Source organism: Streptomyces sp. NPDC005262 (genome assembly GCF_042872425.1).
Taxonomy (GTDB): domain Bacteria; phylum Actinomycetota; class Actinomycetes; order Streptomycetales; family Streptomycetaceae; genus Streptomyces.
Genome location: NZ_JBIAKK010000041.1, coordinates 1 through 2,347, shown reverse-complemented (window position 1 = coordinate 2,347; position 2,347 = coordinate 1). Strand labels below are relative to the sequence as shown.

Sequence of the window (2,347 nt, the reverse complement as noted above, 5' to 3'; positions counted from 1 at the left end):
GGGAGCGTCATTCGATGTGAGCGGTATTCCTCGCTCGTCAGCGCCCAGTGGGTCGGCTGTATCTGCGGTGGGCGGGTATGTCAGTGCTGCCCGGCATAGTGCCGGGCATGATCAACGACTTGAACAGCATCGATTGGGCAGCCCTGGAGCACGCCTACGGGCCGGGTGACGACGTGCCGGGGTGGTTGTGCGGCATGGTCTCTCCCGACCCCGACGTGCGGAAGGAGGCGTTCAGCGACTTCTACAGCAAGGCCCTTCACCAGGGAAGCGTGTATTCGAGCACGGTGGCCAGTCTGCCGTTCCTGTTCGCTATGGCGGACGATCCGGCGACGCCTGACCGCGGGGCTGTCGTCGCGCTGCTGCTCAGCATAGGGCGGGAGGTGATCGACGCCGAGGAGATCTACGCCGTCGTCTGCGGCCCCGACGGGGAAGATTCCACGATCTACCCGGACACCGCGAACCTGATGCGTGAGCACGCCGACGCCTTCGTCGCCTACGCCTGTGACCCCGACCCGCGGGTGCGCGGGGCGGCGATCGAGGGCCTGGGGCTCTTCCTGGACGACGCCGAACGCGCGGTGGCACTGCTGCGGGACCACCTTGAGACGGAGAGCGGCGCCGCCGAGCGTGGGCTGGTGGTGCGGACGATGGCAGACCTCGTACTCCGTCTGCCTGCGGCCGCCGGACCGGCACGGCCATGGTTCGACGCGCTGGCCGACAACGGCTCCACAGCCCCGGACACCCGCCTGGCCGCGCTCGTCCACCGGGCCCGCTGCGCCCCCGAGTCCGTCGACGACCGGACGGTACCGACCGCGATCCTGCTGCTTCGCGAGATCACGCCGCCGCCCCGGCTTGAAGAGGACCGGGCTTCCACAGGTCCGTGTACGTGCGAGGCTGAGCCCGAACCCGACCCGGATGTCCCCGGGCACATCGCCGCCGCCTTCGACGACCTCGAACGCCACGGACGCGTCCACGCCGCCACCACGCCGCTGCTCACGGCCTTCCACGAGGCACTCGGCGCGCGTTTCGACGACCGGGAAGCCCTGCTCACCGAGCAGCTGCGCAGCGCAGACCCTGGCACCCGGTACGACGCCATCGACATGGCGCGCCGTCTGATCACCTCCTGGCGGGGCGATCACACCCGCCTCGTCCAGCTCATCGGCGACCGCCTGCAGCCGCACGACTCCTACACCGCCTCGGCCGCGGCCGAGGCGCTCGGGCAGCTGGCCGGCCTCGCCGAGCCGGCACGGGAAGCTCTCGCTGCCTACGTCACCGAGCACCGGCCCGATGCGTGGGCGAGCCCTCATCGTGTTCTGCGCCGTGCCCATCAACAGGCCGTCGTGGCGCTGGCCGGTCTCGGCGACGAACGGGCCCTGCCCAGCCTGCTCGTCGCGCTGGACACCGGCACCGACGCCTGGCGCGCGGTGCCCGCGGCCTGTCACCTGCCTCAGGCCGCCGCGCAACTCACGCCCCGACTCGTTCGCCGGCTTGCCGAAGTCGACCACTCCCAGGAGCAGCTCGGTTTCGGCCTCACGGCTCTCACCAACACCCTCTCCAGGCTCGGCGACCCGGCGGCCGTGCCGGCACTCGCCTACACCGTCCACACCGCCGTCCAACACAAGCAGTGGCGTACCGCGGAGCCTGTCCTGAAGGCGCTCGCGTCGTTTGGTCCCCGTGCGGCATCCGCTCTGAATGTTGTCCGTCCCCTCACCGACGCGGACAACGTCGGTGTCCGTACAGCCGCGGCGAGCTGCGTCTGGGAACTTGAACGCCGCCCCGAGACCGTGGTGCCGCTGCTGGAACGCCTCCTGGAGCACCACCGGAACTTCGACGCGATCGACCTCGCCGGCCGCATCGGCCCTCCCGCCGCTCCCGTACTGCCGCGCCTGCGACAGATACTGAACGATCAGGCCGAGGAGAACGCACGGAACGAATCGAACGACGCGGCCGTACTGAACACGGGAAACGCATGGACTCTCGTCCATACCGCATCAGCTCTGTGGGACATAGCCGGAGATTGCGAGGCCGACACCGTTGTGTCGGCGCTGCTGAACGCCTGGAAGGACAACGACTCCACTGCGCGCGATGTCCTCGCCTGCCTCAACCACATGGGCCAGGCAGCGCGTCCCGCCCTTCCCCGGATCAAGACGACACTCGAACAGCCCCACCGCGGCGATGGCCGTTGGAGTGATGCCGTCGCCTCCGACCTTGAGATCGAGCGCATCTGCCGGTCCCTCGTGACGCGCTTGCGAAACCTCCCGGAACCTACGCCGGCCGGGGAGCAGTAGCCGTCGACGGGTCGGTGTGCGGAGCCGCCCGAGATCGGCCCCGCACACCGGCCGGGGGCACG

At 69.9% G+C, this 2,347-nt stretch carries 1 protein-coding gene; it reads left to right on the top strand.

Going from position 1 to position 2,347, the window contains the following annotated elements:
- Positions 1-107 precede the first annotated feature (107 nt).
- Entirely contained in the window at positions 108-2,285 is a 2,178-nt protein-coding gene (locus tag ACFYP5_RS38615; RefSeq protein ID WP_389044731.1) for a HEAT repeat domain-containing protein, read from the top strand.
- Positions 2,286-2,347: the final 62 nt, after the last annotated feature.